Source organism: Streptomyces sp. Edi2 (assembly GCF_040253635.1).
In the GTDB taxonomy this organism is placed as follows: domain Bacteria; phylum Actinomycetota; class Actinomycetes; order Streptomycetales; family Streptomycetaceae; genus Streptomyces.
The window spans coordinates 9,074,669-9,101,567 of the sequence record NZ_JBEJGX010000003.1 but is presented as its reverse complement, the minus strand read 5'-3'; the positions used below and the strand labels follow the sequence as shown (position 1 = coordinate 9,101,567).

The window sequence follows — 26,899 nt, the reverse complement described above, 5'->3', positions numbered from 1 at the left end:
CCAGCGAGGGAGCAACCGTCGCAGCGCGCGCCAGGTCACTCGGCACCGCCCGCGGCCGCGACGGCGTTTTGGGAGCCGCGTGCCGCGTCCTCGGCCTGCGCCGCCGCCCGTTTCGCGAGGGCGCGGTTCGCCACCGGCACCACTGCCAGCCCGGAGACCAGGAACACGGCCGCGATGGCGAGCCAGCCCGGGGCACCTTCGCCGACGCCGAGGGACGCGGTGGAGACCGGGCCGACCGTCTCGGCGAAGGCCATGCCGAGCGCATAGACGCCGAGGTATTCGCCCCGTGCGTGGTCAGGGGCCAGGCCGTAGGAGATTCCCCAGCTTCCTGCCATGTGCAGCAGCTCACCGGCAGTCAGCAACAGGACGGCCAGGATCAGGAAGGTGATGGCGAGAGCCGGTGAGCCGGCCGCCGCAGCAGCCGCGATGCCGACGCACGACAGCGCGAGCAGGATCCCGGCCCGGCGTTGGGCGCGGGCTCCGCCCGCCACCGTGTCGGCGCCGCGGCTCAGGCGTACCTGGAAGATCACGACCAGAGCGGTGTTGGCCGTGACGAACAGACCGGCCAGTGCCTTGGGGATGCCGTGCCCCGACATGATCATCAAGGGCAGTGCCACGGTGAGCACGATCCCGTTGACGGCGAGCAAGCCGTTGAGCACGGTCAGCACGACGAACGGAACGTCTTTGAGGGCAGGCGCCTTGGAGGCTCCGGCGGGCCGCTGCCGGGGCTGCACGGCCGGGAGCCGGACCAGGGTGGCGGCGGCCAGCAGGTAGGACAGCACGTTTCCGGCGACCGGCTCGCCGCCGGCGAGCACGGCCCCTCGGTACGGCGGCCGACGGCCACCCTGGTACCGCAGCTCGCCGCCGTACTGGCACGGAGCGGCGAGCGGACGGCGGTCGAGGCGGCAGGGCGGTCCGTCGGTTATCGCGAACTCGCCGCCGTGGCACGGGCCTGCGGAGCGGCGGCCCGAGCACATCTCGCAGCCGCGGACGCCGGAGCCGAGCCGACCGTGACACTGCTGCTGCCACGCGGCATCGACCTGGTCACGGCCGCCGTCGGCTGTCTGCTGTCCGGTGTGCCCTTCGTGGTCTGCGATCCGGGTCAGGAACCGGCACGGCTACGGGGCATGCTCCTCGACGCACGGGCAGGCCTGGTCATCGCCGCCGCACCCGACCGGATCACGGCCGCGCTGCCACCCGGCGTGCCGTGCCGCACCCCGGAGTGGCTGCGCACCTCGGCCGCGCCGCAGCCGGACGCCGAGCCGCACCCCGAACACCTCGCCTACCTGGTGTTCACCTCGGGCAGCACCGGTCGTCCCAAGCCGGTCGCGGTGTCGCACCGGGCGCTGGCCAACCGCCTCGGCTGGTCGCAGCGGGCCTATCCGCTGCACGAGGAGGGCCGTGTGCTGGCGCTGGCGGCGCCGGTGTTCGACTTCGCGATCTGGGAGCTCTTCGCGCCGCTGCTGGCCGGAGCCTGCCTGGTGTCGGCGCCGGAGCTGACGGAGAGCAGTACCGGCCTCGGCGAGCTGCTGCGGAGCACCGGTACGACGGTGGCCCACCTGGTGCCGTCCTTGCTCAGCGGGCTGGTCGGCGACCCCGCGCTGGCCGGCTGCGACCGTCTCAGGCTCCTCCTGGTCGGGGGTGAGGCGTTTCCCACCGCGCTCCTGGAGGAGTTCCGGCGGGTTCTGGGGTGTGAGGTGATCCACCAGTACGGCCCCGCGGAGGCGGCGATCGACGCCACCTTCCATCGCGCCGGGACAGCTGGAAAGGCTCCGGCCGCCGGGGTGACGGCCACCGTGCCGATCGGCCGCCCGATCGACAATGTCTCGGTCCACTTGCTCGGTGAGAACCTCCTGCCGGTGCCGCCCGGCTGTATCGGTGAGCTGTTCATCGGTGGCGAAGCGCCCGCCCGCGGCTACCACGGCAGCCCGCGCCGCACCGCCGAGGCGTTTTTGCCCAACCCCTGTGCAGCGGTCCCCGGCACCCGTATGTACCGGACCGGGGACCTGGCCCGGCTGCTGGCCGACGGTTCATGGGAATTCCTCGGCCGTGCCGACCACCAGGTGCAGGTCAACGGCGTCCGGGTGGAACTCGGCGAGATCGAGGCCGCGCTGTACGCCGGCGGGCTGGTCGCGGAGGCGGCGGTCGTCGCCCACCGGGCCGACCGTGGTGGTCTCCGTCTGGTGGCCCACATCGTGGCGAAGCCCGGTGTGCCGGTCACGGCGCAGGAGACGCTCGCGAGCCTGGACGGTCTGCCCGACGCCCTGCGCCCGGCCCAAGCGGTGGTCCACCCCGCACTGCCCCGCACCGCCAGCGGAAAGACCGACCTGCTGGCCCTGCGCGCGGGAGAACTCCCCAGCCGTCCTCGCCCCGCTCCGGTCGCCGCGGAAACGGAGCCCGAACACCTGCTGAGGGCGCTGTGGTCCGAAGTGCTCGACACCCCCGGACCTCGGCGTGGAGGACGACTTCTTCGACCTCGGTGGTGACTCCATCGTCGCGCTGCAGCTGGTGGCCAGGGCCCGGCGGGACGCGATGGCGCTGACCCCCCGGCTGATCTATGCGCACCGCACCATCCGGGCCCTGGCGCGGGCCCTGGCCGAGGCGGATCCGTCCCGGCCCGTTGCCGCACCGGCCGGCACCTCCATGGCCGCACCAGCGGCGCTGGTGGCACTGAGTCAGGAGGGCGGCGGCACACCGTTCTTCTGTGTGCACGCCAGCGACGGCTCGGCCGCCCCGTATGCGGCACTGGCCGCCGCGCTCCCCCACCGCCGGCCGTTCTTCGGCTTGGACGCGGAGGGCCTGCGGCCCGACGGCCCGGAGCTGGCCTCGGTACCCGCCCTGGCGGCCCACTACCTGGCCCAGGTACGGACACGGCAACCGCACCGTCCCCATCTGCTCGGCGGCTGGTCGACGGGCGGTGCCGTCGCCTTCGAAATGGCGGCTCAACTGCGGGCACGGGGCGAGCAGGTCGATGCCCTCGTGCTGCTCGATCCGGCGGTGCCCCCGAGGCTGGACGAACCGCCGCAGCACGCGCTGCTGCTGTGGCTGTTCCTCCGCGACCTGGCAGGCATGGCCGGCCGGCCGATGCCGCCACTCGATGCCGGGCAGTTGGAGCCGCTGGCCCCACAGGCCCGCACGGAGGCAGTGCTCGCGGCGATCCGGGAAGCCGGCCTGGTGCCCGACGAGGTCATGGAGCAGGTCGCCGCACGCATGGCGGTCTTCTGCGCCATGGTCTCCGGGGCCGCCGTCTGGGGGCCGTCCCGCTACGACGGCCCGCTGACCCTGCTGGTCGCCGGCGACGCCACCGAGGCGCGCCAACGCCTGTCCGGATGGCGTCCGTTCACCACCGCAGAGCCCACCGTCCACCCGGTGGAAGGCACCCACCACAGCATGCTGCGCCACCCCGCCCTCGCCCGGCTGGCGAGGACGATCGACGGGTGTCTGCCCAGGGACGCGGAGGGACCGACGGGTGCCTGACCACGGGTACGGAGCGCCCGTCCGGTGCCTGGCCCCGGACGGCGAGCGAGCGGGAGGTATCCGGCCCCGAACCTGAGGACGTCACCGTCCGCCCCGCGATCGCTCGCGGGGCGGACGCTCCACGGTGCCCGGCATCCACCGGCCTGCTCACGCCGTGTGCCAGGCGCCGATCCGGGGCGCGGCCGCTGCCGGACCCCGGATCGTGTGGCGGCCACCGATGTGGACGTGAGACTTGTACATCTGTTCTTAAGGCTTGTACGTTTCACGCATGCCGCACATCGAACCGCCGTCGGAACCTCCTGCAGCTGCAACAGCCAAGGAAACAGGCGACGGTGAGCGTCAGGCATCCGCTGGATCAGGCGGCGGACGGCGGGCCCGTCGCAATGACCCCGGCCGCAAGACGCACATCCTGGACGCCACCCTCGACGTCATTGCTGATCTCGGGGTGGCCGGGACGACGCATCGGCACATCGCCGCCCGGGCGGGCGTGCCGCTCGGGTCGGTCACCTATCACTTCGCCAGCTTGACCGATCTCCGGATGCAGGCATTCACCCGGCATGTCGAGCTGCAGTCCGCGGTGTTCGAGAACCGTTTCGACGATGTCGAAACGCACGAGCAATTCGTTGACACCCTGGTCGATCTCGTCCACGGAGGCCCTGCCAGGCACCGCAGTGCGGTCCTCGGCTTCGAGTTGCACCTGGCGGCGCTCCGCAACCCCGGACTGCGAGCCCTGACGCAGGAATGGACAGAGGGCAGCCGCACCGTTCTGGCCCGCTTCACCAGCCCGGACAGCGCCGCCCGCCTGGACGCCCTGCTCGAGGGAATGATCATGCATGCTCTGCTCACCACCGCGCCGGAATCGCGCGAGAGGACACGGGACGCGATCGACCAGACTCTCTGCCCAGCCGGCCGACCGGGATCGTGACCAGGGCGTCTGCCGCCGTCCCGACGACGCCAACAGCACGAGAGGTGACGGCCGGTGCAAGGGCAACCTACGCCGTCTTGGCACTCGGGCCGTCCACCGGCCGGCATGGCGTTCGCCGGAACACCGGTCTAGGGGATAGGTGCGGCGCCCGGCCTTGCGATCAGCATGAGTGCCGGGACCGACGAGCCTGCTCGTGCCGCCGGCCGCGGACCAGCCCGCTCGTGCCTTGACCCTCTGCACCAACGCGCCGGCGCCGACCGGCTTACTGATCGTCGTCGGCGTCCGGATCCCACCAGGGCCGCAGGCAACCAGGCAGGTCAGGGAGCTGGAAGGACTACCGGCCGTGGCCGTGCACGGTGATGTGATGCCGCACGAACGGGGAGAGGTGGGCGCCGTCCTCGTGTGGAACAGCGCTGGATCGGCTCGACCGGCTCGCGGTTCGCGCGGCGCCGGAGCACGGTGTGCAGCATGTCCTCGGTGATGGCGGGCCGCCGCCCGCCGTGCTTGCCCTTGCCGGCCGTCGCGTCGAGCCCTTCTGTCCCGTCTCACGAGACCTTGCCTCCGTCTCACCTGACCTTGCCCGGTGCGCACTTCAGAGACCCGGCTCGCACGTCAGGAACAAGGCAGGTGAGACAGTCCGGGGCAGGGCATTGCCGTAGGCAGTCACCGGCTTCGAAAACGCGGCTGACCGACAACATCACGTGAGACGACCGGGCTTCGGCGTCTCACCCGGCTTCGCATCTCCGAGGTCAGGCCGTCGCGAGGCAACAACATCCAATGAGGGCCGGGGGCGGGTCAGTCCGGCCGGCCTCGGAGGTTCGGGAGACTTGAGCGTCGCGGTGAGTTCCGTTCTCACCGCGCCGGGCCGGTCTCCGGTCTTGTGGTGCCTGCGGCGTGGGCGTAGCGGGCGGCGAGGTCCCGGAATGCGGTGGCCAGTTGGGGTGGGCCGATGACTTCGATATCGGTGTCGAAGCGTCCGATGGCGGCGGCGAGTCCGGTCCATGACCAGGAGCCGAGGGTGAGTCGGCAGTGGTGGGAGCCGAGTTCCTCGACGACTCCGTCCTGGGCGAAGGGCGCGACGTCGGCGGCCGGGAGGCGGAGGATGACTTCGCCTTGGCAGGGCCAGTCGGTGGTGGTGCCGTCTTTGCCGCGGAACCGGCTGGTGATGAAGGCGGAGACGTCGCCGCCGGGAAGTTCACGAGGGGTGAAGCGGGGGCCGGTGGGTGTGCGGGGCCGGATGCGGTCGACGCGGAAGGTACGCCAGTCCTCGCGATGGAGGTCCCAGGCCACGAGGTACCAGCGCTGATGCCAGGTGATCAGGTGGTGGGGTTGCACCCGGCGAGGGCCATCGGCCGAGGTGCTCGTGCCTGGGGCGTAGTCGCTTGGGGCGTAGCCGTTTGGGGCGTAGTCGAAGCGCAGTTCCTCGCGGGCATGGATGGCGCGGCTCAGGTCCATCAGGACCTCGGCGCCGGCCTGGGGAGTGTTGCGGGCCGTGGGCGGCTGGACGGTGGTGATGCGCAGCAGGTCCATGCGGTGGCGCAGGCGAGGCGGCATGACCTGGCGGAGGGTGGCCAGTGCGCGGGCGGCGTCTTCGGCGAGGGTGGTGCCGGTGGCTGCGGTCTGCAGCGCGACGGCCAGGGCGACGGCTTGGTCGTCGTCGAACAGCAGGGGTGGCAGGTGCGTGCCGGCCTGCAGGCGGTATCCGCCGGCGGGTCCTTTGACGGTCTTGACCGGATAGCCGAGTTCGCGCAGGCGGTCGATGTCACGGCGCACGGTGCGCGTGGTGATGCCCAGACGCTCGGCAAGGTCCTCGCCGGGCCAGTCACGGCGGGCCTGGAGCAGCGAGAGCAGCGCGAGCAGCCGGGAGGACGTCTTCTGCATGTCCTCCATTCTGCGCGCAGTACCGGACACAACCTGTCCTCTACCGCTGTGATCGTGGCATACGAGCCGTTCGGGAGGCACCTCTCACGGCCACCGCCGCCCGGCTCGGATCGCCGGCGGCGCGTATCCGGCACATCGAGGCAAGGAACAGCCATGTCCATCGCAACCACCACTCACCTGAACTTCCGGGGCGCCGCACGTGAGGCGCTGGACTTCTACCGGTCCGTCTTCGGCGGACGCACCGTTGCCGTCACCTACAAGGACGCCGGCAACGTACACAGCGAGAACGAGGCCGACTGGGTGATGTGGGGCGAGGTGGTCGGCGACAACGGCTTCCATGTCATGGCCTACGACGTGCCCTCGCAGCTGCCCTGGAGCCAGGGCGAGAACCGGTTCTTCGTCTCCGTGCGCGGTGACGACACCCAGGAGATCAGCGCCCTGTGGGCCAAGCTCGCCGAGGGCTCGACCGTCGTGCGCCCGCTGGAGCCCGCGCAGTGGGCACCGCTGTACGGCATGCTCACCGATCGGTTCGGCGTCACCTGGGTCCTGGACGTCACCGCCCCGTACCACGGCTGACCCCACCGGTCAGGCTCGACAACGTGTCCGGGCCGCCACCGTGCGCGGCCCGGACACCCCGTCACCGAACCTCTAGAGAAGCGGAAGGAAGCACCCGCATGCGGATGCGGCACTTGGGACGGACCGGCATCGAAGTCAGCGCCTACTGCCTGGGCACCATGATGTTCGGCCCGGCAGGCAACCCTGATCACGACGACTGCGCGCGCATGATCCACCGGGCGCTCGATGCGGGCATCAACTTCGTCGACACCGCCGACGTCTACGGCCACAGCGAAACCGAGGAGATCGTCGGCAAGGCCCTCAAAGGACGCCGCGACGAGGTCGTGCTGGCAACCAAGTTCAACGGACCGATGGGCGAGGGCCCCAACCGCAGCGGCAGTTCCCGGCGCTGGCTCAGCCAGGCGGTCGAGGGATCGCTGAAGCGGCTGCAGACCGACTACATCGACCTCTACCAGATCCACCACCCCGACCCGCACACCGACATCGAGGAGACCCTTTCCGCGCTCACCGACCTCCTACGAGCCGGCAAGGTCCGTGCGATCGGCTCCTCCAACCTGCCGGCCTCGGACATCGTCGAAGCCCAGTGGGTGTCCCAGCAGCGCGGCCTGCACCGCCTGCGAACCGAGCAGCCCACCTACTCCATCCTCAACCGCGGCATCGAACGCGAGGTCCTGCCCACCTGCCGCCGCCACGGCATGGGCGTGCTGGTGTGGAGCCCGCTGGCCATGGGCCTGCTCACCGGCCGCTACCGCAAGAACAGCCCGCGGCCCGACAACGAGCGCATGCGATGGGTCCCCCAACACCTCACCGATGAACGCAAGCTCGACGCGGTCGAGCAGCTGCTCACCCTCGCCGACGAAGCCGGCCACCCCCTCACCCACCTGGCCATGGCCTTCGCCACCAGCCACCCCGACGTCACCTCCGCCATCATCGGTCCACGCACCATGGACCAGCTCGACGACTTGCTCGCCGGCGCCGGCCTCACCCTCAGCGACAGCCTCCTCGACACGATCGACACCATCGTGCCGCCCGGCACCGATCTCAGCCCTCTGGACGTCTCCTACACACCCGCCGCCCTCACCCGCACCGACCTACGCCGACTCCCGCCCCACGAGCGAGCCGCAGCCTGAGAACACCATGACCGTCCTCGACACCCGGGCCCTCAACCGCGCCACCCTCGCCCGCCAGCACCTGCTCACCCGCAGCGACACCACCGTGCCCCAGGCGGTGGCCCACCTGTGCGGCCTCCAGGCGCAAGAGCCCCAGGAACCGTTCACCGGCCTCTTCGCCCGCCTGGCCGGCTTCCGGCACACGGACCTGGACGATGCCCTGACCGGCCGCACCGTGGTGCGCACGCACCTGATGCGCCGCACCATCCACCTCGTCACCGCCGACGACGCGCTCGCCTGGCGAGCCCGCCACGACACCATGCTGCGCGGGCGGGTCCTGGGCACCTACCGGCGTGAACTGGCCGGCATCGACGTCGACGAGGTCGCCGCCGCAGGCCAAGCAGTCATGGCCGACCAGCAGCCCCGCACCATGAGTGAGCTCGTGCAAGCCCTCGAAGGCCGCTGGCCCGGCCCACCACGCCGGGTTCTGGGCGAGCTGCTGGTCGCAGCGCTCATCCCCATGGCCCAACTTCCGCCCCGTGGCCTGTGGCACCAGGCCGCGGGCGTACGCAACCTCCCCTTGGGCACCTGGCTCGGGCGCGACATCGACCCACTCTTCCCTGACGAGACCGACCCGACCGGGCAGCAGCTTGTACGGCGCTACCTCGCCGCCTACGGGCCCGCCACCACCACCGACATCCGCTCCTGGTGCGGCCTCGCCGGACTGCCCGCCGCCGTCAAAGCCCTCCGCGAAGAACTCGTCACCTTCCGCGACGCACGCGGCCGTGAGCTTCTCGACCTGCCCGATGCACCGCGCCCACACCCGGACACCCCCGCACCCGTGCGGTTCCTACCGGCATTCGACAACGCGATCCTCGGCTACCACGACCGCAGCCGCATCATCGACGACGCCCACCTCGGCCTCTCCGTCGCAGGCCAACGCGCCGTCCTCGTCGACGGACACGTCGCCGCCACCTGGACCGTGCACAACGAACACCTCGACATCACCCCACTTCGCCCCCTCACCCCCCTGGAACAAGAAACCGTCCACGTCGAAGCCCAGGACCTGGCCACCTTCCTGGACGAAGACATCAAGCACATCCACCTCGACACCGAGAACTGACGATCGTGCCCCGCTCTCCACCTGACGGAACGGTCCACCGACCACGAGCGGGGGCGCAGCCCGCGGATAGGGACGAAACCCGGCGACCTTGCGTCATCGGGAGTCGTCAGGGCGCCTGTCCGTGCCGAAGGTTCCTTCAGCTTCGGGCGCCGAACGGCGCGCGCCGGGCCGGCCGTCACGCTGCACAGCACCGGCAACGGCCGACGGTGCCGCCCGCTCGGCGGTTTCGTTCGGACACGCGTGCTTCGACGCGCGCCATGTAGTCCTGAATGAGGGAGACGTACGCCTCCCGAAGGGGCTCCTCCTCCAGATATCCCATATGGGCTGCGCCGGGCTGCGTTACATGCTCGGAATCCGGAATTCTTTCGGCGATATCGGCGAGATGCGCGGGAACACATTCGTCGAACTCGCCACCGAGAACGAGTGTGGGAACCTGGATCCGCTCAAGTGCGTCGAAAATGTCCCAGTCCTTGAGAGTGCCGGTCACGTGGTAGTCCGCATGCCCGGTCATTGTCCGGAACGTCGTCAAACTCATGAGCTCCGGGTCCAGGCTCACGGAAGAGGTGCGCAGCACGCACGCGCGCATGTACTCCTCTTGGGCAACCCAGTAATCGGGGTCGTCTGTCTCGCCTCTCAGTTCCCGGCCATAGGTGCGGTCGAGTACGTTGCCCGGCAGTTTCGCCATCAGGTCCCGGACCTCCTGCTCGAACCGGGGCACGCTCGCCAGGCCATTGGCGCAGACCAGGCTGGTCCATTCCGGCGCCCGCTCTGCGGCGTACTGAAGGCCGAGCATCGCTCCCCAGGAGTGTCCGTAGACGTGCGGGCGTTCCAGGCCGAGCCCCTCGATAACCGCGCCCAGTTCGTCGAGAAAGCGGTCCACCATCAGCAGCGAGATATCGTCGACCGGATCCGAACGCCCTACACCGAGCTGGTCGTACCAGACGACCTCGCGCTCCTGGGCGAGTGGCGCGAAAGCGTCGAACAGCAGGTCACTCGGGTAACCCGGCCCGCCGTGGACGAGCAGCAACGGCGCACCACCACTGCCCGTTCTGCGGTACCACACCTTGCCCCCCGGTACGGAAATCCTGCCTTCCGTCATGCCGCCCCCACCTCATAGGAATACTCCTTCATGCGGTCGATGAGATATCCATCGAACCGGAAGTACATCGCCGCGTGGACCTCACTCCGCGACCCGTCCGGCATGGTCAGACGAAGAACGTGCTGCTGAAGTACCTCGTTCGCGCTGTGGAATTGGCGTGCTATGTCGAACCGCAGCGAACCGACCGTGTCGGCGAGGGGCTTGAGCTGCTCCAGTTTTTCGTCGATCGTCTGGTCTCCCTTACCGTCGTTGTGCCATACGGTGGCCGTCTCCGTGCACATGGCCCGCACTTCCTCGAAGTCATAGGATTCCAGGTGCCGCAGGCACCGGGTCGCCATCTCGCCGATGTTCTTCCTCATGTCACATTCCTCTGAGGGGACTGGTTCGGTGACCCCAAACATAGGAAAGAAAGCCCGCAGAGATAAGTCTTGACTTGGTTCCGCACTTCAGGCAGTTCGACAACAAGCACGAAAAAACCGCAAGTCAGAGGGGTGGCAGCACGCCCGAGAGGACATCGCCTGAGGGAGAATCGATAGTTGATCCCGCAGGAAGCGCTGCGGAAGGGCGCCTCCGCGGCAGCCGGTTGACGACCCGCTGAGCAGGTTGGAGCGCACCGCACCTCTCGTATGCCCGTCCGCCACTCTTGTCAGCGACAGGCCCCCTGGCCTCAAGGACGCGTGCGGCGTGGGCGCCGCGAGGACGGCGGGGCTGCGTTCGTGTCGTGCCAACTCGCAGACTGTGCACGCGAGCTTTCCCGCCCGGTCTTGCCAGCCGTGCGTGGAGCGTGGCGGTCGCATCCCGTCCCCCGGTCCTTGAGGTAGAGCATTCTGCACGGTGAGCCGGCGCTGCTCGGGGCCAGGCCAGCCAGACGCCACCGAGATCCCGGTGCGTTGGGGCACGACCTGACATCAGGTCACCTCAGCGCCCGATGCGGTGTGCGTGGGCAGCGCTTACCCCTGAGTCCGAGGCCGGCCGCTGGTTAGACGGCTGGGTTCGAGTCCCCGGCAAAAATGTCCCCAACACGCAGTGGTGTGCCTCAGCCTTCGTCCAGCACCGCTCGGATCACGCGCCGAGCGTTGTGCGCCATCCCGGGGTTCGTCATCCGGTACGGCAGGCCCTGGCCGTGGAACCCATCCGGATCAGAAGCCATGGTCGGCGACTCGAACGCGGGACGACCGTCGATCTCGGCGAAACCCGTCTTCAACGCGCCTGCTGTGACAATGTCCTGAGGGTGAGGAAGAAACCTGGCCCTCAACCGGTGGGATGTGTCCCCACCTGTATGTTCGAGGGGACGGATCGAACCGTGCGGCTCCGATGGGGAACGCGGCATGTGGGATTGCTCTGGGCAAGGGGGACGCATGGATGCCGCAGCGGTTTCGGCGCAACTGGCCGGGGCACGTGACTTGGACACAAGGGACTTCGGCCGTGTCTGCGACGAGGTGTCCGCCGCACTGGTGAACGCCGGGACCCGCCCGTGTTCGAGATCCACTCCGCCGACTTCGACACGGACCCCTTCTTGGTGTGCGCCGACCGCTATTGGCGCCAGCGGTTCCAGAGTCACCCATCGATTTGAACGGCTGTCGAGTGTGCCCGGTGGGTTACCGGACACGTGGTGGACGACTGCCGTGCCGCGGTCGTTGAGCAGTGGAGTCTGGGATACGCGTTCATCAATCGAGGCAGCATCGAATCCACGGTGCAACTGAACGCCCGGGGTACTGGCCGTCGACGCAGGCTCAGGCGGAGCTCGTAGCCGGTCTGCGCCGCCGCCGGGTCGGCGCGGCCGCCGGCTGGGTGCCGGGGTGTACGCGCCGGGCACCCCCGCGCCCGCGCCCGTCGACTGGGCGGTCCGCCAGATCCTGGACTCCGGCGTCTACATCGACGAGCACCAGGCCACCGCCGACGACTACCACCTGCGCGCGACGCTGTCCGAGCTGCAGGTGCTGCAGGTGCCGATCCACTACCTCCACGGTGAGCTGGACACCTCGGTCCCTCTGGAGGCGGCCCAGACCTGCACCGCCCTTACGCCCAGCGCCGCGGTCAGCGTGATCGCCGGCGCCGGCCACACGCCACACCAGGAGCGCCCCGACCGCTTCAACGCCGCACCGCGCGCCGCGCTCGCCCGGATGACGTCGGCCGCCCGCGCCACCGCATAGCCCGCCCGGACGAGCCCACCGAGAACGAGAACGCCCGCGTCCGAAAGAAAGATGCCCATCGGCGCCGGCCCACCCTTCCCCGAACGGAAGGGTGGCCAGGTACTGCGTCACCGGGCGAGCGGACTCCGTCCGCCCCCCTGCCCACGGGCTGTCCCTCATGGACGCACCCGACCTGCCCGGCCGGCGCCGGACGTTGCGGACCCTGCCGCCAGCTCAAGCGCTCAGTCACTCCTGTGCAGAAGCACGATATGTGTCACCATCAGCACCCACTGATGACCACCAGCTTCTCCACGACGGCCGGCGTCCTGAACGTCGGCTCAGCGGGGTTCGCCGAACCAGCGGTCGAGCGCCGGTTCCGGGTCGTCCGCGCCGGCCCAGCACACGTAGCCGTCCGGCCGGATCAGCATCGGTTCGGTGTGGGCACCCTGGCCCACCCGCTCCACCCGGTCCGACCAGGGGCCGACGGCCCTGGCGAACGTGTCGGCCGGGTCCAGCAGGATGCCGTGCCCGGAACGCAGCAGTTCGTGCACCCGGACCGGGCCGAGGTCCAGGTCCGGTGCGGGCCGGCCGACGAGCGGATGGGTTTCGGTGCCCGGCATCGGATAGCGGATGGCCATACCGGACATCAGGTCGGCGAGATAGCGCTGGGCGTCCGGCAGTTGGGCCATGGCCGTGAAGGTCTCCCGGGCGGCCAGCACGTCCGGATCGCGGGTGCCGGCCCAGTCCATCAGCAGGCTCTGTGCCCGGACGTTGCGCAATACGGCGGCCCCGGCCGGATGCCGTTCCGCGTGATACGTGTCGAGCAGGTCCTTGGGTGCCCAGCCGTGCACGGCGGCGCCGAGTTTCCAACCGAGGTTGAGCGCGTCCTGCATCCCGGTGTTCATGCCCTGCGCGCCGAGCGGAAGGTGGACGTGGGCGGCATCGCCCGCCAGGAACACCCGACCGTGCCGGTACTGCTCGACCTGCCGTGACGCGTTGGTGATACGGCGGGCGTAGCGCAGTTCGAGCAGGTGCACCCGCGTTCCGAACACGGTGCTCAGGCCCTGGCGGATTTCGTCCTCGGTGACCGGGATCTCCCTCGGCAGTGACCGGCCCGGCCCGCCGAGGACCAGTCGGCGCAGCTGCCTGCCCTGCGGATCGGTGCCTAGGGGGAACAGCGCCGCCCAGTGCCCGTCCTCGTTCCAGGTGTGCGACGTGGACGGATCGACGCCGCCCAGCCGGACGTCGGCGGCGGTGATCGTCAACGTACCGGGCTGACCGGGGAACCCGGCCCGCAGCAGCGACCGCACGGAGCTGTGAGCGCCATCGGCCGCGACGAGGTAACGGGAGCGGAGGGTAGCGCCGTTGGCGAAGGTCGCGGTGACACCGTTGTGGTCCTGGACGAGACCGACCAGTTCGTGGTCCCGCCGGGCGTGGAGGCCCTGCGCGGCGAGATGTTGCTCGAAGAATCCCTCGATGACCACCTGCGGTACGGACCGCCATGGCAGACGGTGCCGGTTGGAGTGGACCGGGAGTGGGATACCGGCGAAGTGGCCAGTGGTGACGGGGTGGTCGCCGGTGGCCAGCAAGGGCTCCAGCAGCCCTCGTTGGTCGAGCGCCTCCAGTGTGCGGGACTGCACGCCGCCTGCCTTGGACAGGTCGCTGCGCTGCGACAGCTTGTCGACCAGCACGGTCGACACCCCCGCCATCAGCAGCTCGTTGGCCAACGTCATTCCGGTCGGGCCGGCGCCGACGATGAGCACATCGGTGTCCATGAACTCTCCTCTGGATGTGTCGATCAGGACAACAGCAACGCTCCGTCGGCTGAGTCGCCCGAGCCAGAAGTCAGTTCGATTGCGCAGATATCTGACACCGCCTAACCTCAGTTCGGTGGAATCCGACTACGACGAGCTGGATCGTCGGCTCGTGCATGCCCTGCAGATAGACGGCCGTGCTCCGTTCAGCACCATCGCCGAGGTTCTCGGCGTGTCGGATCGCACCATCGCCCGCCGGTACGCCCGATTGCGGTCGGCCGGGGCGGTTCGGGTGCTCGGCGGGGTCGACCCCACCGTGCTGGGCGCCATCCTGTGGTTCCTGCGGGTGCGATGTGCGCCCGCCGCGTCGCTCCCGGTCGCTGAGGCGCTGGCCAGGCGCCCCGACACCTCCTGGGTGAGTCTCAACTCCGGCGGAACCGAGATCACCTGCGTGGTCCGTACCGAGAGCGAGGCGGACAGCGAGGCACTGCTGCTGGCCAGACTCCCCCGCACTCCGCGCGTGGAGGGCGTGACCGCGCACTCCGTGCTGCACGCCTTCTACGGCGGCCCGGACAACCTGGTCGGTAAACTCGGGGCGCTGGACGAGGAGGCGATCGAGCGACTGAGCCCGCCTCCGGTGCCGCGTCGACGGGGACCGTTGCGGCTCGACGACGGTGACCGCAAGCTCCTCGCCCTGCTGGCCACCGACGGCCGGGCCGGGTTCGAGCAGTTGGCCGCGGCAACCGGCTGGTCGCCGACGACAGTGCGGCGCCGGATGACAGAGCTGCGCGAACACGGCTTGCTCTATCTCGACATCGACGTCGACTGGCGCATGTTCGGCGTGCACGCCCGAACCTTGCTCTGGCTCTCGGTCGCCCCCGCGCACCTGGAGGAGGCAGGTCAGGCGCTGGCCGGGCATCCGGAGATCGCGTTCGCCGCCGCCACGACCGGCCCGACCAATCTGTACGCGAGCGTGGTGTGCACGAACCAACGGGAGCTGTACCGGTACCTGACCACCCGGATCGCCGCACTCCCAGCCATCACACACCTCGAAACGGCACCAGTGATCAAGACCGTCAAGCAGGCAGGGAACCAGACGTAGCAACCGACCAGCTTTCTGCTGTTTCGATCACAAAAAACACACTGCTGGTCACCGGGTCGGCGCGCTACCTCTCACCAGCAGCGCGCGGAACATGGTGGATGTCACCGACTCCGGCGCCGTACCGGCCGGCTGGCCGGCTGTACAGCGGCCCCCGACAGGCCAGTCCGGCATGCTCCGTCCGACAGCCTTTGTGACAACACTCTGCCTTGGTGACACCTATCGTGCTTCGGCTCAACTCCGCGGTTCCGGCCCCGGCGCATGCCGGTCCGTCACAAGTCGAGTTCGACACAGTCGATGTCCGTGAACTCGACCAGGAGGCCGTCGGCGCGGCGGCTGCGGTCCTTGGAGCAGATCGCCTGCCTCCTGCAGGCCCTCGGCGGCAACGTTCTGCAGCTGCTGCTCGGTCGTGTTACGAAAGTCCCGCCTGCCTCTCGGTCGAACGACGGGGCCTTGACAACAGGCCTAGGCATACCGGCAACTCGGCGGGGCCCGTCAGTCCGTGGCCGGCAGCGCGTTGTCCAGGAGGATCTCCGCCGCCGTCCGCGCGTGCCGGCCGTAGTCCGCCTCGCCCAGCACCATGGCGCGGCTGGCGGCGCCGTCCGCGAGGGTCACGAGCTGCTCGGCGAGGACGGTGGGCTGGCGGCAGCCCAGTTCCGCTACCAGGTTGGCCACCAGTCGCACCATCAGCAGTTTCCGTTCGCGGGCGTAGGAGTGGACCGCGTTCTGCGGGTCGGGGAACTCCACGGCAGCGTCGATGAACGGGCATCCGCGCAGTGGATCCGTGCCCGCCGGGGGCGGATCGAACAGCGCGAGGATTCTCTCCTTGGCCGGGACGTCCTCGCGTACCAGCGCGCCCTCCAGGGTGCGCCCCGTCGAGGCGAGGTCCTTCAGGTGGGCGAGGACAAGCTCCTCCTTGGTTCGGAAGTGTGCGTAGAGGGTGCGCTTGGACACCGGCGCCCGCTCCGCGATCTGCTCCATGCCGGTCGCGTTGATCCCCTGGACCGCGAACAGTCCGGCCGCGGCGGCCAGGATGCGCTCCCGCCCTCCGCGCCCCTGCCGTCGAGATGCCGTCGTCAGTGTGGCCATGACGTAAGTATACGTTCTCGTTTACTTCAGAGGGGGGCGGCTGGTTATAGTGCGTTTCCAGGTAAACGATTTTGTTTACTTAAGCGATCCTGAGGAGAGTTCCATGAGCGGGCCGGTCTTCACCCAGATACGCACGAGCGAGACACCTACCGGCGGGACGCAGACGGGCGGGACACCAACGTGGGAGTACGCCGAGCAGCTGATCCGCGGGCGCCGCGCGACCCGCGCGTTCCGGCCCGACCCGGTGCCCGAGGACGTGTTGCGCGCGGTCTTCTCCCTCGCCGGCGCCGCGCCGTCCAACTCCAACGCGCAGCCGTGGCGGGTCGAGATTGTCTGCGGCGCACGGCGAGACCGTCTGGCCGACGCCCTGCGGGCGGCCCACGCCGAGCGACGCGTCACGGCCGACTACCCGTACTCCGAGGACATGTACGCCCCCGTCCACCAGGAACGGCGGGCCGCCTTCGGCGCCGGTCTGTACGGAGCGCTGGGCATCGGCCCCGACGACCACCCGGCCCGCGCGGCCTACGACGCGGAGAGCATGGGCTTCTACGGAGCGCCCCACGCCGCGTTTCTGTTCGTCACCGGCGACGGCGGGCCGCGACTGGCCGCCGACGCCGGCGCCTACCTGCAGACGTTGCTGCTGGCCATGACCGCGTATGGCGTGGCCAGTTGCCCGCAGGGCCTGCTCAGCTTCTACGCCGACACCGTCCGCGACGAACTCCGCGTAGACGAAGGGAAGCTGCTCGTGGGGATCTCCTTCGGCTACGCAGACGAGAACGCGCCGGTAAACCGGGTCGCGACCGACCGGGCGGCCTTGGAGGCGACCACCACCTTCCACAGCTAGAGTCCGTCGCGAAATTGCTGGTCGCAGCCGCTCATTGAGGACTGCGACCAGTACGGTCGCCTCGTATCGGACGGCGAGTTTGTCGTATCTCGTGGCGACAGCACGGTGGCGCTTGAGGCGATTGATGCCGCATTCCACCGCAGGGCGCTCGCGGTAGTCGGCCGGACCAAAGCGCGGCGGCCGGCCGCGGCTTCCGCGGCCGGCCGGCCGCCGCGGAAGCCGAGCTTCTGGCGGTTGCGTGCCGGGTCGGCCGCCAGCAGTTCAGTCGAACGGGTCGTGATCGACCTGACCCACTATGCCGCCGTGGCCGACCGGCTGCGGAGTGTCCCCTCGCCGAAGCAGGAGGAGAGTCCGGAGTGAGTACGTCACCGATGCAGGTGAGCGAAGCCCGCCGATTCCAGCAGCTCAGAGGCCACCTCTCCTACCTCAAACTCAACGACGCAGCTGAGGCATTGAACAGGGTCCTGGACCAGGCCCGCACCGAGCGGATGTCACTGACCGCAGCCCTGGAGCGGCTCCTGGAGATCGAGGTCGAGGCCACCGAAGCCCGCAAACTCGCCGCCCGGGAACGGTTCGCCTGCCTGCCCGAGCCCTGGACCCTGGCCGACTTCGACTTCGCCGCCCAGCCCGGCGTCGACGAGAAGCTGATCCGCGACCTGGCCACCCTCCGCTTCCTCGACGACGCCTCCAACGTGCTGTTCGTCGGCCCGCCCGGAGTGGGCAAGACTATGCTGTCCGTCGCGCTCGGACGAGCAGCCGTCGATGCCGGCCACCGCGTCTACTTCACCACCGCCGCGGAACTCGCCGCCAAGTGCCACAAGGCCGCCCTCGAAGGCCGCTGGAAGACCTGCATGCGCTTCTTCGCAGGTCCGAAGCTTTTGATCATCGACGAGCTCGGCTACCTGCCGTTGCCCGAGGACGGCGCCTCGGCCCTGCGTCGGGATCGCCGACTGGGCCGGAGCCTTCGGCGACGCCACCGTCGCGCCGCCATGCTCGACCGGCTCCTGCACCGGGCTGCCGTCGCAGGAATCGACGGACCCTCCTACCGACTTCGCGGCCACCAGAACCAGGCCGACGCCATGCGCAAGGGAGTCAACGCACGTGTCTCCTGGCCCCAACGAACAGCTCATCCCAGACCAGTCAACTGCCCACCCAGGCTGCGACTGCGAGTTCACGCCGAGCCCGAGACAGATCTACTGCTCTCCCCGCTGCAAGAGCGCCGCCCACCGACGCGCTCCCGCCGGCCTGGCCGCACACACCTGCCCGGCCTGCGACGGCGTCTTCACCGCCAACCCCCGACTCCGCCAGGTCTACTGCTCGCCCCAATGCCGTCGCGAGTCGGAAAGGCAACGCAACCGGACCCGCGACGAAGAGCGAGCACGCCGCCTCGGCGAACACCCCCGAACACTACCGCCCGCCTCGCAGCCGACAGCCCCCGGACCCATCGACCCACTGGCACCGACAGCCGTCCGGAACTGTCCCCACTGCGACCAGCCCGTCACGATCGTCGCCCTGCTCGCCACCCCAGAAGCCGCCCGCCCCACGATCACCAGCCGCGTCACCGACATCGCCCCGCTCAGACGCCTCCAGTGAGCTCCAGCTGACCGTCACCGATCACCGGGCCCGCCAACCTGACGGTCGGCGGGCCCACAACGCGGCTCCGTCCACGAGTTCAAGCAGACGGCGCGACCGGGGACCGCAAGCCGAGCCACTGCTCGGCACCCCAGGCTTGGAACCGCTCTACCTCGGTGAACCCCAGCCTTGCCGCGAGACGCATCGAACCGACGTTGGCGGTCTGGGTGGCGAGCACCACCGGCTCGCCGGGAAGGACACCACCGAGCCAATCGAGTGCCGCCGCGCACGCCTCGGCGGCATACCCGAACCCCCACGCCTGCGGCAGGAACAGATAGCCGAGATCGACCTTCCCCACAGCAGCCGGGCGAAGATGCTCCGTTGCCCTCCTGAGCAGGATCTGGCCGATCATCGCCCCGTCGAGATCAACGACGAAACTCCCCGGCCATCGCTCGGGCACCCCAGGCATCTCACGCTCAAGCTCGTCCCGCGACCGGGGGCCGCCGAGATAGGCGTGCACCTCTGGCGACGCCAGCAGCTCGATAAACGCTGCACGGTCCCGAGCCTCAGGCTCTCGGAGCACGAGCCGCTCAGTCTTGATCGGGGCAGGCGGCCAGGCGACGGGTCCGAGTTCAGTCATGCCGACCAACCAATCAGCAGGCTCGGCAATGATCAAGGCTCGCGGACCGATCAAGCCAACGGGGCCACGCAGACCCGTTGCGGTGACCAAGGGCCGCTCACCACTCCCCATCTTCCCCAGACAGTTCACAGACCAAGCAAATGGGGCGAGGAGCACCCCCGGCCGTTTTCAAAGGTTCCCATCAGCGCCGTACGGGCCCGTAAGCCGGAGAGCCTGGAGAGCCCAAAGTGCGGATGGATTGGATTCTCCGGCGTACTCGCCACATGGCCGCCACGGGCACCGCCGCTGCCGCACTCATGCTCGGTGTCGCACCGCCGGCCTCCGCCAACGACGCATAGCCGTCCGCCGGGCAGTCCCACGCAGTAGCGGCCCACCACACCGCCGCCCTCGGGGCGCTCATGGCCGGCAAGAAGGCCAAGGTCTACCAGGCCGCCAAGTACAGGCACAGGAACAGGATCTTCACGGAGGCCATGTTGGTTCTGCACGGGGACTGCTGGGACAACACGATCAGCTCCGCCGAGAACCTGGGAACCCACATCACGTGTCCGACCCATCTGCCATGTGCCATCTGCCATGCGGGGCACCGTCCTGCTCCCCTCGCCGACCGGCACCGTCAGGCCGCGGCGCCCGGCGAACTCCTCAGCGCCACACAATCGGGCCAGACACATCAGACACCGGGCGCGGTGTGGAAAGGCCTGGTTGCCGGGATACTCGCGGCGCAGGGGTGGCGGTTGGGGGGAGGGCGGAACCGGACCGGTGTTCCGGCCTGCTGAGCAATCCTCGAGCCGGCACCAACAAGCAGGCCGACTCGCGCTGACAGACCGACTCCCGTCGGCAGGCCGTCGTCCTCGCTCTCCGTCCCTTCGGGTAGCGCGCCATGTCGCCCGGGCGCATCTGCACTGCGCGCTTAAGGTGATGTCCGGAGGTGGAGCATGCGAGTCGGGTTGCACGCGCTCGGTATCGGTGACGGTGCCCGTCCCGAGGTGATCCGTGCGGTGGCCACTGCCGCGGAGGCGCACGGCTTCGCGCGGCTCTGGTGCGGCGAGCACGTGGTGCTCGTGGACGCGCCCGCCTCCCGTTACCCCTACTCCCCGAACGGCCGGATCGCCGTGCCCGCGGACGCGGACTGGCTGGACCCGCTGCTTGCCCTGACCTTCGCGGCAGCGGTCACCAGCCGGATCGAGCTCGCCACCGGCGTACTCCTGCTGCCTGAGCACCACCCGGTTCTGGTCGCCAAACAAGCCGCCACACTCGACGTGCTCAGCGCCGGACGGTTCAGCCTCGGGGTCGGGGTCGGCTGGTCGGCCGAGGAATTCGCAGCGCTCGGCGTCCCCTTCGCCCAGCGCGGGCGGCGCGCCGAGGAGTACCTGGCCGCGATGCGCGTCCTGTGGGCCGAGGACCCGGCCTCCTTCGCAGGGGAGTTCACCCGCTTCGAGTCGATCCGGGTCAACCCCAAGCCGCTGCGCGGCGGCCATCTCCCGGTCGTGGCCGGCGGCAACAGCAACGCCGCCTTGCGCCGTGCGGCCACGCTCGCCGACGGCTGGTACGGCTTCAACGTCCCGGCGGCCGACGTCCCGGCGCACCTCGCGGTTCTCGCTGAGGAGTGCGCCCGCCACGGTCGCGCTTTCGACGAGCTCACGGTCGCCGTCGCGCTGAGCGACGGCCTCCCCGAGCACCTGCCCGCACTCGGTGAGGCGGGCGTCACCGAACTCGTGGTCGTCGGCGCGCCCCCGCCCGCTCCCGACGCGGCAACCACCTGGGTCGCGGAACTCGCCCGGACGTGGATCCGCCCGGAGGAATAGCCAGGCGGCCGGCCGGAGCACCAGCCCCATGCTTCACGCCCGCAAGGCGCCCCCGGGATACGAGACGGGACGGACCCCGGCGGCCGGGCCTGCGGACGTCGGCTGACCGCTCCCCCACCCTGGGCCTGGCGCCTCCTGCGAGGCCGCCGAGCACGCATATGGCCCCGGAGGATGCAGGAGCAGGCGACGGGGACCGGGTCCGGCAGGCTTTCCGCGGCCGGATAATCTGGGCCGGTCAGCGACGATCACAGAAGGGCGGAGACATGGCAGACATCATGGAGACGGCAGCGCGGAAGGTCTTCGAGCGCTACGACATCGACGGGGACGGCCAGGTCACCGCGGATGAATACCGCAAGGTCGTGGCGGAGTTGGAAGGCTCGCAGATCACCGAGTCGCAGGCCCAGGAGCTGATCGACTCGCTCGACACCAACGGCGATCGCCAGATGTCCTTCGAAGAGTTCTGGGCAGCCATGAAGGGCTGATCACCCGACCAACTGGTCCGGACCGGCACGTGACCGTGTCGCAGGCGGCGCGGCTCATACCCGTACGCGCATGACCGGTGGTGGGCTCAAAGCGAATTTACGCGACAAGCTCGCCCCCGGGCGAAGCAGAGCAGGCAGGCGTTCCAGCGCGGCTTGGCGGCCCTCACGGAGTGGGTGGAACGGGAAGGCCCCGACCGGCCCGTACCCCACGGCCACGGCAAGCAGAGCACCATCGAGGGCGATACGGGAGCCGGCGGTCGTGAACCGTGCGGATGGATCTCCAGCATCAGGCGGCGCTACGACTGGCCGACCTCGAACAACGCGCCGGACTACGGGAACTCGGCGTTCGGGGGCGGGCCCGGCACCAGCGCCGGCCACCGCCCAGGCCGTCCCCGTCTGCCCTGCGGACGACGGCTGATCGCCTCCAACCCCGCCTGGCCCCGGGCCCGCCAAAGGCCCGGGGTCCGGTTTGGCGGGGAGGCCCCGCGGGGTAACCCACCGCGGCGAAGAGAGCCAGAGGGCAGAAGCGGGCTCACCTTGCTAAGTGCGTGCACCAGCGCCCATGACCTTGCAGGTCTTTCCCTCTTCCCAGGTGGTCAAAGTTGCTGTGTACGCTGACGGAGGGCCGGAACGCCGGACCGGCGATACTCCCTGCCTGAGTACGGGATCCAGCGGGACATGTGGGTGGTCGAGCGCCCGTGGCCGCAGGTCAGTCCTGCAACGCGCTGGACAGAGCCTCGGCAATCATGCGGGTGGCGAAGGCGCGGTCGTCGGTGAGCCGGTTGATGTGCTCGGCGAGCAGGAAGGCGGTGGCTTCCAGGGGATTCATCTCCGCTGCAGTCCAGCCTCCGTACTGCTTACGCCACAGGCTGGGACTCAGGCCCGTGCCTGCCGCGATGACCAGGCCCGCCATGGTGGGGATGGCCTCGGGGCGGACGCTCTTGGGCATCATGCGCATCGTGGCAACGAGGTTCGGCACCACGCACTCGATGACGTCCTTCTCGTGGTCCTCGTACGCCATCCGCAGCCAGTTCATGAACATGTAGATGAGCGTGCAAGCGCCGTCCAACACGTCACTGGCTCCCTTGGGACCCAGGGATGCAGTGAACTGGTCGATTAACTCCTGCTGTTCGGGGCCGGTCTCCGTCATACCGTCGTAGACGGCTTTGAGCCGGGAGTCGATCACCATGAGCGCTGCCCCCACATCGCCGGCGGGAGCGTGCTGGGGGTCGCAGGACGATGACACAGAATTCCTCCTCATGTGACCACGTTACGTAGCGTGGCATATCCGTACGGTAGACCGCCGATCACAAGCGGGGCAGGCAATTCCCGAGCGAGAACCCTCGGACACCCCTCAAACCGAACCCGCGAACGACCTCCTCCCTCTGCTCCCCTCTGCCCCGTGGACGCGGGGACGCGGGGACGCGGGGACGCGGGGACGCGGGGACGCGGGGACGCGGGGACGCGGGGACGCGTACGTGGCGCGGACCGACGGACAACCTGCCTCGCCAAGGCCGAGCAGCGAGAGCACGTGCAGCACAGGGAGCGCGCGTCAGGCTGCCCCGCGCTCCCCGACGCCGGCCTGGACAGTGCGACGACTTCGCAGGCCGGTGAGACCCTTGAGTCAGGAGCCTCTGACGCGATCGGGAAGCCCCAGCGCGCCGGACAAGTCAGGTGCTGCCTCTCACAGACGACGGTGTAGTGCACATGGATACCTCCGACAGCGATACCTCCGACAGCGCAGGTGCAGCCGGCCGCAGCCCGGGGCCGACGGACGAGTGGTGGCATGCGAACCCTCCGATGCTGGAGCGGATCCTCGCTCTTTCCCCGGCGGGTATGGCCGTGCTGGACCGGGATCTGCGCTTTGTCTGGGTCAACGAGGCCTTGGAGCGCCTCGGGGGCCTCCCGCGTGACCAGCGGTTGGGGAAGCGCCTGCGGGACGTGCTGCCGCGCTTGGACCTCAGGCTGGATGCCGAGGGGATCGAGTCCCGTACACGAGGCGTGCTCGATACCGGACGGCCCCTGGTCGATCACCTGCTGCGAGGCGGCTCAAGGGCACACCCCCATCGGCCGCACGCCTATTCGCTGTCCATTTTCCGGCTCCACGACGCCGCGGACCGGGTGCTGGGCGTGTCCTTCATCGTCCTCGACGTCACCGACCGCTGGCGGGCCCGGGAGCGGCTCGCCTTGCTGAACGAGGTCGGAGCTCAGACCAGCAGCACCTTGGACGTCATGCACACCGCGCAGACCCTGGCCGACATCAGCGTGCCGCGACTGGCCGACTTCGTCGCCGTCGACCTCCTGGAATCGGTGATACGCGGCGACACACCGCGTCCCCGGGCTCCCCTCAACCCGCCGCCGCAGTTGCGCCGTGCGGGCCAGCAGTCGATCCACGCGGGCTGTCCCGAGTCGGTCGCGGCGACCGGGCAGGCCGTCGGCTTCCACCCCCACTCACCCGAAATGCAGTGCATGCAGGACGGGCGCTCCCGGCTGGAAGCCATGCCGGGTGCGTCGACCAGCAGCTGGTTCGCGACAGACCCGGCCCGGACCGCGAAAATCCAGGAGTTCGGTTTCTGCTCCCTCATACTCGTCCCGATCCGCGCCCCCAGCGATGTCCTGGGCGTCGTCAGGTTCATCCGCTGGCAGCTGCGCGACCCCTTCGAGCAGGACGACCTGCTCCTCGCGGAAGAGGTCGTGGCCCGCGCGGCGGTGAGCATCGACAACGCGCGCCGCTACACCCGGCAGCACAGCACCGCGCTCGCTCTGCAGCGCAGCCTGCTCCCGCGCAGTCTCACCGGCGGCAGCACTCTCGATCTCGCCTGGCGCTACTTGCCCGCCCATGCCTCCGATGGCGCCGGCGGCGACTGGTTCGACGTGATCCCCCTGTCCGGGGCCCGGGTGGCCATGGTCGTCGGAGACGTCGTGGGCCACGGGATCGACGCCGCGGCCACCATGGGACGGCTCCGCACCACCGTTCGCACCCTGGCCGACATGGACCTCCCTCCGGACGAATTGCTGGCCCACCTCGACGACCTGGTGCTGCGCCTGATCGACGAGGAGCAGACAGCCGACCCGTCACTGAGCCCCGCCGCGCTCGGCGCCACCTGCCTGTACGTCGTATACGACCCGGCCACGCGCATCTGCACCATGTCCCGCGCAGGCCACCCCCCTGCCGCAGTCGTCACCCCGGACGGCTCGGTGACCTTCCCCGAACTGCCCGCCGGGCCTCCGCTCGGCCTGGGCGCCCTGCCCTTCGAATCCGCCGAATTCGACATCGTCGACGGCAGCGTCCTCGTCCTGTACACCGACGGCCTGATAGAAACGCGCGACCAGGACATGGGCCTGGGCCTTTCCCGGCTGCGTACCGCGCTGGCCTCCCCCGGGGCGCAGCTCGACGAACTCTGCGGAACCGTCCTGAACGACGTACTCACCGGCGGTCCCGACGACGACGTCGCGCTGCTCCTGGCCCGCACCCACGCCCTCTACGAGGACCAAGTGGCCACCTGGGAGCTGACCTCCCACCCGTCGGTCGTCGCGGACGCCCGCTCCCTGACCGCCGACCGCCTCACCGCCTGGGGACTGGACAGCCTGATCTTCACCTTCGAGCTCATCGTCAGCGAGCTCGTCACCAACGCCATCCGCTACGGCAACGGACACATCCGGCTGCGCCTGATCCGGCAGGATGCCCTCATCTGCGAAGTCTCCGACGCCAGCAGCAGCTCACCACGCATGCGCCACGCACGGACCACCGACGAAGACGGTCGCGGCCTGTTCCTCGTAGCGCAACTGGCCCGCCGCTGGGGCACCCGATACACGACCGACGGCAAGATCGTCTGGGCAGAGGAACACCTTCCGGCTGACGGCGCTCGGCATCGGGCGACCTGACTCCTGCCGAACGCCGGTCACCTCCTCCTACTCCTACTCCTACCGAACGCCGGTCACCTGGCACCGTCGCGGGCGGCGAGGGGGCCCGAGGGAGCTGCCCGCGGATCCATGTCCAGTTCCCTCTTCGGGCCCGGGCCGCTCTTCCAGCACCGCCACGGGGCCTGCGTTGACAAACCCCACTCAGCAGTCGCGGTCCGGCCGGCCGACATCGACCTCATGACCCGCTCGCCATCTCGCCGCCTCGCCGCCTCGCCGCCTCGCCGCCTCGCCGCCTCGCCGCCTCGCCGCCTCGCCGCAAACTGTCGTGAACCGGCAGCCGCTAATGACCAGGCCCGCGGGACCACGGTGAAAGCTCCGGGGCGAACCCAGCGGTCAAAGCCAGACGGAACCGTGCAATCCTCGACGTCGACCTCAGGGAAATCCGCCGCCAGATGGATTGCACGGCCCCTGGCACGGCACCGCAGTCTCCGTGATGTGGTGACCCCACATACGCCTAAGGTCCAGGGCACCCCGGCGTCTGGTCGGCAACCGGCCTCCAGGCACGGTGCCAACGAGGGCAGTTCATTGCTCCCCGCACGCACAGGGATGGCTCCGAGCTGCTGTACAGACATGAAGGCCGACAGCCGTTCCCCTCCCCATAGAGAATGCAGGACATGAAGACTCGAAGAACTCCGGCTGGTCGGCAGCACTGGCTCAAGGTCGCGACCTGGGACACGGTCTCCGACGGAGATCGACGGATCTGCGGCGCCTGCGGAACGCCCGTCCGCTCATACCAGTACCGCGTCCATCCGCGTGAGTCCGCCATGTTCGAGCGGTGTGTGGGACTCGCCTGGTGTTCTGGCTGCCGGATGCACTCCGGCCACATGGTGCACGTCCCCCGGAAGCAAGTCCTCGTCGACTCCCTCGCTTCGCTTCCCCGTGAGCAGCGGGAACGGCTTGCGCGTTCAGAATCCCGGCTGGTCGAATTCCTGGACCATCAGCCTGATGGCTTCTTTCATCGCTAGAGGCAACGCTTTTCGAGGGTTCCGGAGGAAGTTGGTGATCAACGGGCCTGCGAATGTCGAGCAGAAATGACGGGGCACGCCCGCCGACTGTGCCCTGCGCGCCGCCGTCGAAAGCATCGGGCCGAACTCGAAGAGCGCACCACCGCAAGCCTGAGCAGTCAGGACCACGACATCGCCCTGCGCATCCTCGACCGCCCCGAAGCGCTCCTTACCGTCGTCGCGCTGCTGCACGAGGCGCCTGCAGCGTCCCCTGATGTGACGTCAGGCGGGGCGACGAGCGGCGGGGCCCCTACTACGGGCGGTCGCACCATGCACTCTGCGCTCGTCGGCGCGACGGGCTCCGGGCTCCGGGCTCCGGGCTCCGGGCTCCGGGCTCCGGGCTCCGGGCTCCGGGCTCCGGGCTCCG

Annotated in this window: 24 protein-coding genes and 1 pseudogene; 14 read left to right on the top strand and 11 right to left on the bottom strand. The window is 69.6% G+C overall.

What is annotated here, in order from left to right; genetic code table 11:
• Positions 1-35 precede the first annotated feature (35 nt).
• A complete protein-coding gene (locus tag ABR737_RS43400) occupies positions 36-815 on the bottom strand; it encodes an MFS transporter (protein WP_350257172.1) in 780 nt (259 codons plus the stop codon).
• On the opposite strand from ABR737_RS43400, the gene ABR737_RS43395 reads away from it, so the two are divergent.
• The 3 genes from ABR737_RS43395 (at position 720) to ABR737_RS43385 (ending at position 4,402) form a co-directional block, all read left to right on the top strand.
• Positions 720-2,486, top strand: a complete 1,767-nt coding sequence (locus ABR737_RS43395; protein ID WP_350257148.1) for an amino acid adenylation domain-containing protein — start codon at positions 720-722, stop codon at positions 2,484-2,486. The genes ABR737_RS43400 and ABR737_RS43395 overlap by 96 nt on opposite strands.
• A complete protein-coding gene (locus tag ABR737_RS43390) occupies positions 2,455-3,477 on the top strand; it encodes a thioesterase domain-containing protein (protein WP_350256648.1) in 1,023 nt (340 codons plus the stop codon). The genes ABR737_RS43395 and ABR737_RS43390 overlap by 32 nt, the downstream gene beginning before the upstream one ends.
• A gap of 268 nt (positions 3,478-3,745) precedes the next feature.
• Positions 3,746-4,402, top strand: a complete 657-nt coding sequence (locus ABR737_RS43385) for a TetR/AcrR family transcriptional regulator (protein WP_350256647.1) — start codon at positions 3,746-3,748, stop codon at positions 4,400-4,402.
• Between the two features lie 852 nt (positions 4,403-5,254).
• On the opposite strand, the gene ABR737_RS43380 is transcribed toward ABR737_RS43385, so the two are convergent.
• On the bottom strand, positions 5,255-6,283 hold the full coding sequence (locus ABR737_RS43380) for a helix-turn-helix transcriptional regulator (RefSeq protein ID WP_350256646.1): 1,029 nt from the start codon (positions 6,281-6,283) through the stop codon (positions 5,255-5,257).
• A gap of 153 nt (positions 6,284-6,436) precedes the next feature.
• On the opposite strand from ABR737_RS43380, the gene ABR737_RS43375 reads away from it, so the two are divergent.
• From ABR737_RS43375 to ABR737_RS43365, 3 genes are all read left to right on the top strand, one after another.
• The gene (locus tag ABR737_RS43375; protein ID WP_350256645.1) at positions 6,437-6,859 is read left to right on the top strand and encodes a VOC family protein; all 423 of its coding nucleotides are present in this window, start codon (positions 6,437-6,439) and stop codon (positions 6,857-6,859) included.
• 98 nt (positions 6,860-6,957) lie between these two features.
• Positions 6,958-7,989 carry an aldo/keto reductase gene (locus ABR737_RS43370; protein WP_350256644.1) on the top strand — a complete coding sequence of 344 codons (1,032 nt, stop codon included), beginning with the start codon at positions 6,958-6,960 and terminating at the stop codon, positions 7,987-7,989.
• Positions 7,990-7,996: 7 nt separating this feature from the next.
• Positions 7,997-9,091 (top strand): winged helix DNA-binding domain-containing protein, encoded by a 1,095-nt coding sequence (locus ABR737_RS43365; protein WP_350256643.1) that lies wholly within the window; start codon positions 7,997-7,999, stop codon positions 9,089-9,091.
• A 175-nt stretch (positions 9,092-9,266) separates the two neighbouring features.
• Here ABR737_RS43365 and ABR737_RS43360 read toward each other — a convergent pair whose 3' ends face one another.
• The 3 genes from ABR737_RS43360 to ABR737_RS43350 all read right to left on the bottom strand — a co-directional run bounded on the left by ABR737_RS43360 (position 9,267) and on the right by ABR737_RS43350 (position 11,394).
• A complete protein-coding gene (locus ABR737_RS43360; protein WP_350256642.1) occupies positions 9,267-10,190 on the bottom strand; it encodes a proline iminopeptidase-family hydrolase in 924 nt (307 codons plus the stop codon).
• Positions 10,187-10,549: a nuclear transport factor 2 family protein gene (locus ABR737_RS43355; protein ID WP_350256641.1), complete on the bottom strand. Its 363-nt coding sequence runs from the start codon at positions 10,547-10,549 to the stop codon at positions 10,187-10,189. Before ABR737_RS43355 ends, ABR737_RS43360 begins: the two co-directional genes overlap by 4 nt.
• Positions 10,550-11,226: 677 nt before the next feature.
• Complete coding sequence (locus tag ABR737_RS43350) at positions 11,227-11,394, bottom strand: hypothetical protein (protein WP_350256640.1); 168 nt, start codon at positions 11,392-11,394, stop codon at positions 11,227-11,229.
• A 595-nt stretch (positions 11,395-11,989) separates the two neighbouring features.
• Here ABR737_RS43350 and ABR737_RS43345 point away from each other — a divergent pair.
• Complete coding sequence (locus ABR737_RS43345; protein WP_350256639.1) at positions 11,990-12,343, top strand: alpha/beta fold hydrolase; 354 nt, start codon at positions 11,990-11,992, stop codon at positions 12,341-12,343.
• Between the two features lie 317 nt (positions 12,344-12,660).
• Here ABR737_RS43345 and ABR737_RS43340 read toward each other — a convergent pair whose 3' ends face one another.
• On the bottom strand, positions 12,661-14,097 hold the full coding sequence (locus tag ABR737_RS43340; RefSeq protein WP_350256638.1) for an FAD-dependent monooxygenase: 1,437 nt from the start codon (positions 14,095-14,097) through the stop codon (positions 12,661-12,663).
• A 115-nt stretch (positions 14,098-14,212) separates the two neighbouring features.
• Here ABR737_RS43340 and ABR737_RS43335 point away from each other — a divergent pair, with 115 nt between their 5' ends.
• Positions 14,213-15,178 carry an Lrp/AsnC family transcriptional regulator gene (locus ABR737_RS43335; protein WP_350256637.1) on the top strand — a complete coding sequence of 322 codons (966 nt, stop codon included), beginning with the start codon at positions 14,213-14,215 and terminating at the stop codon, positions 15,176-15,178.
• A 492-nt stretch (positions 15,179-15,670) separates the two neighbouring features.
• Here ABR737_RS43335 and ABR737_RS43330 read toward each other — a convergent pair whose 3' ends face one another.
• Positions 15,671-16,264 carry a TetR/AcrR family transcriptional regulator gene (locus ABR737_RS43330; RefSeq protein WP_350256636.1) on the bottom strand — a complete coding sequence of 198 codons (594 nt, stop codon included), beginning with the start codon at positions 16,262-16,264 and terminating at the stop codon, positions 15,671-15,673.
• 103 nt (positions 16,265-16,367) lie between these two features.
• Here ABR737_RS43330 and ABR737_RS43325 point away from each other — a divergent pair, with 103 nt between their 5' ends.
• Positions 16,368-17,108, top strand: a complete 741-nt coding sequence (locus ABR737_RS43325) for a nitroreductase (protein ID WP_350256635.1) — start codon at positions 16,368-16,370, stop codon at positions 17,106-17,108.
• 24 nt (positions 17,109-17,132) lie between these two features.
• On the opposite strand, the pseudogene ABR737_RS44050 reads toward ABR737_RS43325, so the two are convergent.
• Positions 17,133-17,359, bottom strand: a pseudogene (locus ABR737_RS44050) (IS5 family transposase); the annotation flags it as partial.
• Positions 17,360-17,479: 120 nt separating this feature from the next.
• Here ABR737_RS44050 and ABR737_RS43320 point away from each other — a divergent pair.
• Positions 17,480-18,712: an ATP-binding protein gene (locus ABR737_RS43320; protein ID WP_350257147.1), complete on the top strand. Its 1,233-nt coding sequence runs from the start codon at positions 17,480-17,482 to the stop codon at positions 18,710-18,712.
• Positions 18,713-18,780: 68 nt separating this feature from the next.
• On the opposite strand, the gene ABR737_RS43315 is transcribed toward ABR737_RS43320, so the two are convergent.
• On the bottom strand, positions 18,781-19,320 hold the full coding sequence (locus ABR737_RS43315; RefSeq protein WP_350256634.1) for a GNAT family N-acetyltransferase: 540 nt from the start codon (positions 19,318-19,320) through the stop codon (positions 18,781-18,783).
• Positions 19,321-19,718: 398 nt separating this feature from the next.
• Here ABR737_RS43315 and ABR737_RS43310 point away from each other — a divergent pair, with 398 nt between their 5' ends.
• The 3 genes from ABR737_RS43310 (at position 19,719) to ABR737_RS43300 (ending at position 21,604) form a co-directional block, all read left to right on the top strand.
• Complete coding sequence (locus ABR737_RS43310) at positions 19,719-20,093, top strand: hypothetical protein (protein WP_350256633.1); 375 nt, start codon at positions 19,719-19,721, stop codon at positions 20,091-20,093.
• A gap of 159 nt (positions 20,094-20,252) precedes the next feature.
• Entirely contained in the window at positions 20,253-21,122 is an 870-nt protein-coding gene (locus ABR737_RS43305) for an LLM class F420-dependent oxidoreductase (protein WP_350256632.1), read from the top strand.
• A 263-nt stretch (positions 21,123-21,385) separates the two neighbouring features.
• Positions 21,386-21,604 carry an EF-hand domain-containing protein gene (locus ABR737_RS43300; protein WP_350256631.1) on the top strand — a complete coding sequence of 73 codons (219 nt, stop codon included), beginning with the start codon at positions 21,386-21,388 and terminating at the stop codon, positions 21,602-21,604.
• A gap of 709 nt (positions 21,605-22,313) precedes the next feature.
• Here the strand turns inward: ABR737_RS43300 and ABR737_RS43295 are convergent.
• Entirely contained in the window at positions 22,314-22,850 is a 537-nt protein-coding gene (locus tag ABR737_RS43295) for a hypothetical protein (protein ID WP_350257146.1), read from the bottom strand.
• A 461-nt stretch (positions 22,851-23,311) separates the two neighbouring features.
• Here ABR737_RS43295 and ABR737_RS43290 point away from each other — a divergent pair, with 461 nt between their 5' ends.
• Positions 23,312-25,489, top strand: a complete 2,178-nt coding sequence (locus tag ABR737_RS43290; protein WP_350256630.1) for a SpoIIE family protein phosphatase — start codon at positions 23,312-23,314, stop codon at positions 25,487-25,489.
• A 944-nt stretch (positions 25,490-26,433) separates the two neighbouring features.
• Here the strand turns inward: ABR737_RS43290 and ABR737_RS43285 are convergent.
• On the bottom strand, positions 26,434-26,724 hold the full coding sequence (locus ABR737_RS43285) for a hypothetical protein (protein WP_350256629.1): 291 nt from the start codon (positions 26,722-26,724) through the stop codon (positions 26,434-26,436).
• Positions 26,725-26,899: the final 175 nt, after the last annotated feature.